General features: G+C 39.7%; 2 protein-coding genes and 1 pseudogene. All 3 read right to left on the bottom strand.

The window, feature by feature from the left end; all coding sequences use genetic code 11:
* Positions 1-25: 25 nt before the first annotated feature.
* Positions 26-904 (bottom strand): hypothetical protein, encoded by an 879-nt coding sequence (locus C8N29_RS16560; protein WP_107867169.1) that lies wholly within the window; start codon positions 902-904, stop codon positions 26-28.
* A gap of 4 nt (positions 905-908) precedes the next feature.
* Positions 909-1,406 carry a hypothetical protein gene (locus C8N29_RS16555; RefSeq protein ID WP_107867168.1) on the bottom strand — a complete coding sequence of 166 codons (498 nt, stop codon included), beginning with the start codon at positions 1,404-1,406 and terminating at the stop codon, positions 909-911.
* Positions 1,407-1,475: 69 nt separating this feature from the next.
* Positions 1,476-2,324 (bottom strand): annotated as a pseudogene (locus C8N29_RS16935) (hypothetical protein); the annotation flags it as partial.

Here is a 2,324-nt window from a genome sequence, read left to right as displayed (position 1 = left end):
ATTGGCAAAAATAAATCAGCCATTGTTAGCTCCGATAACGGCGTATAGTGCGATCAATTTTGGCTTTTTCTTTGGCCACATAATCATCATCAATGATTTCTAAAGATGCCAAATCAGCGATAAAAAACTCATTAGCACTGTCAAAACGCGCTATTTTTTGCTCATCAATAAAAATAGGACTGCGTGATGATTTAACGGCTTGATGGCCAAAACGTGATAACTGGCCCTGCATTGCCCCCACGGTATCTAAAACGTGTACATAGTCACGTTGTAAACCACGGTATAAATCCGTCATTACCTGACCTTGATAAATGATTTCCGCCTCTACACTGTCAAAACAATGGATTAACTCACCAATATCGCCCTCATCAGGAATGGAGTCAAAACGCTCTAATACGGCTGGATCATCAGGCACGCTGTCAAATCGTAAGGTATAACCACGATTACCACTAAAATTAGGCTCAATGACATAATCAAAGCCATAAAATTTAGTGGGTATCTCGGTAAAGCCTCTGGGGACTGCTGTTAATGCTGTACTAAAGCCACCGACTTTGTTTTGATGCAAATTAAAGGTAGTCTCGCCTTCAGGTGTATCTAAAAACTGAGTTTGATGGGTGATATTGCCTTTATCATCAGCCGCTAAATAGGTGGTACGAATAGCAGGATTAAAAATAACCGCCTTGCCTGTTTCGGGATCAATTGCGCCCTCTTTGGGCTGCATTCCAAACTTCTTACGAATCCAATGGCCGTAAAAGCCAATTAAATCGCCTTTTTTAACACGCTCTTGAATGGTTGGGGAGTTAATGAGTCGAGCCAAACCGATATTGTCATAACAACGTTTTTGGCCTGTATGTTTTCGCTGTAAATCATTTACATTAAAGGTGATTTTATCGGTTTTGTGCATACATTTAGTCCTCTCCGTTATCGCTAGCACCAGGCATAGCTAAGAAAGAAGTCAGCAATGTATCAGTAACCGTAGCAATACTTGCAGTGGCACCAGTTTGTACTGTAGAAATGGCAAATTGAATTGTGTCGTTAGCCGCAGGCAATAATGCGACTGTAATCAAGCCGTCAAAGGCATTTTCAATGATACTTGCTACATCACTTAATGAATTGGCACTAGATAAATCTACACTTCGCTGCTCAAGCACTCCATTAATTGTAAAACGCAAAGGATTTAAACCCGATTCATTGGAAATCCACCCCTCATAATCTTGTAATGCTTCAGACTCTCCACCCTCATTTAGTGAAGATACAATCTGAGCAGGCGTGGCTGTATTGCCAAAAAAGTCAGACAACATAGAAATAGGAATGAGTTTTACCTCCCCACCAACAACCCCCAACACTTTGTCATTAGATTGAATTGATGAGGCTAATGGGAAATCAGGATCAGTAATCTTTGGCATAATGCCCTCTACAAAAAGTCTAAACACTAGATTCATTGTAAAGGGAGTTTTTATGTGCTTTTTGATGGGTTACAGATAAGTCTCGCCTATGCCACCAGTCACAATATGGGCTATGCCTCTATCACTCATGTTTTGTCCCACTAAAGGTTTAGCAATAGAGACTTTTATTGTTTGTTGTTGCGTATTTAAGCGCATTGGTTGCTGTTCAGCTTTAACAACAGGTACTTGACTCGCATTAATACTAGGCGGTGGGACGCTTGTCGCTTTGGCTGTTGGTATTAGAGCTGTGGATGTTTTGGCTGTAGGCTTAGGCACAACAGTAAAATACTGTCTTGCGTGTTGTTGAAAAATCTTACTTTTAACTGCTTCACCTTTTGTAATTACGCCATTTTTATCAACATCCACACCTTGATTGGCTGCATATTCTTTTGAGCCTTTTTTATAACCTGAACCTAAAACAGCATCATACATATCAGGTAATGAGGTTTTACCATTTTTACCAATACCTTTACCTTTGAGATACTTTTCGACATAAAGCATTTGCTCATCAAAGGTCATAGCAGCTAATGCTTCGGTTGTTGTTCCTAATGATTTTGCTGTATCAGGCATAAATTGAATTAAGCCTCTTGCACTACCACCTTTTAGGTTTTTTTGTGCTGGATCAAAACTACCACCTGTTTCAAACGAAATAATTTGTGCCAAGTGGTTTGGATTAACGCCTAATCTTTCAGCCGTTGCTTGAATAGAGTTTGCTTTTTCAGGAGTAAAGCCTTTTGTGGATGAATCTATTGTTGGTTTGACGATAGGCTCAAACTGCTTTAGCAAATTAGGGTTTTGTTTGACATATTTGCTTTTCTTAAAGTCATCAAGCGTAATAATGCCTTTTCCGTTTGTGTCCGCCTCTTTCCACTTTTGATA

It is taken from the genome of Agitococcus lubricus (assembly GCF_003051055.1).
In the GTDB taxonomy this organism is placed as follows: domain Bacteria; phylum Pseudomonadota; class Gammaproteobacteria; order Pseudomonadales; family Moraxellaceae; genus Agitococcus; species Agitococcus lubricus.
The sequence above is the reverse complement of the archived record's forward strand: the minus strand, read 5'-3'. Positions and strand labels throughout refer to the sequence as shown.

Excerpts from the sequence above, each read along its gene's own strand:
- C8N29_RS16560 (WP_107867169.1), bottom strand. The coding sequence starts at position 904 with ATGCACAAAACCGATAAAATCACCTTTAATGTAAATGATTTACAGCGA.
- C8N29_RS16555 (WP_107867168.1), bottom strand. The coding sequence starts at position 1,406 with ATGCCAAAGATTACTGATCCTGATTTCCCATTAGCCTCATCAATTCAA.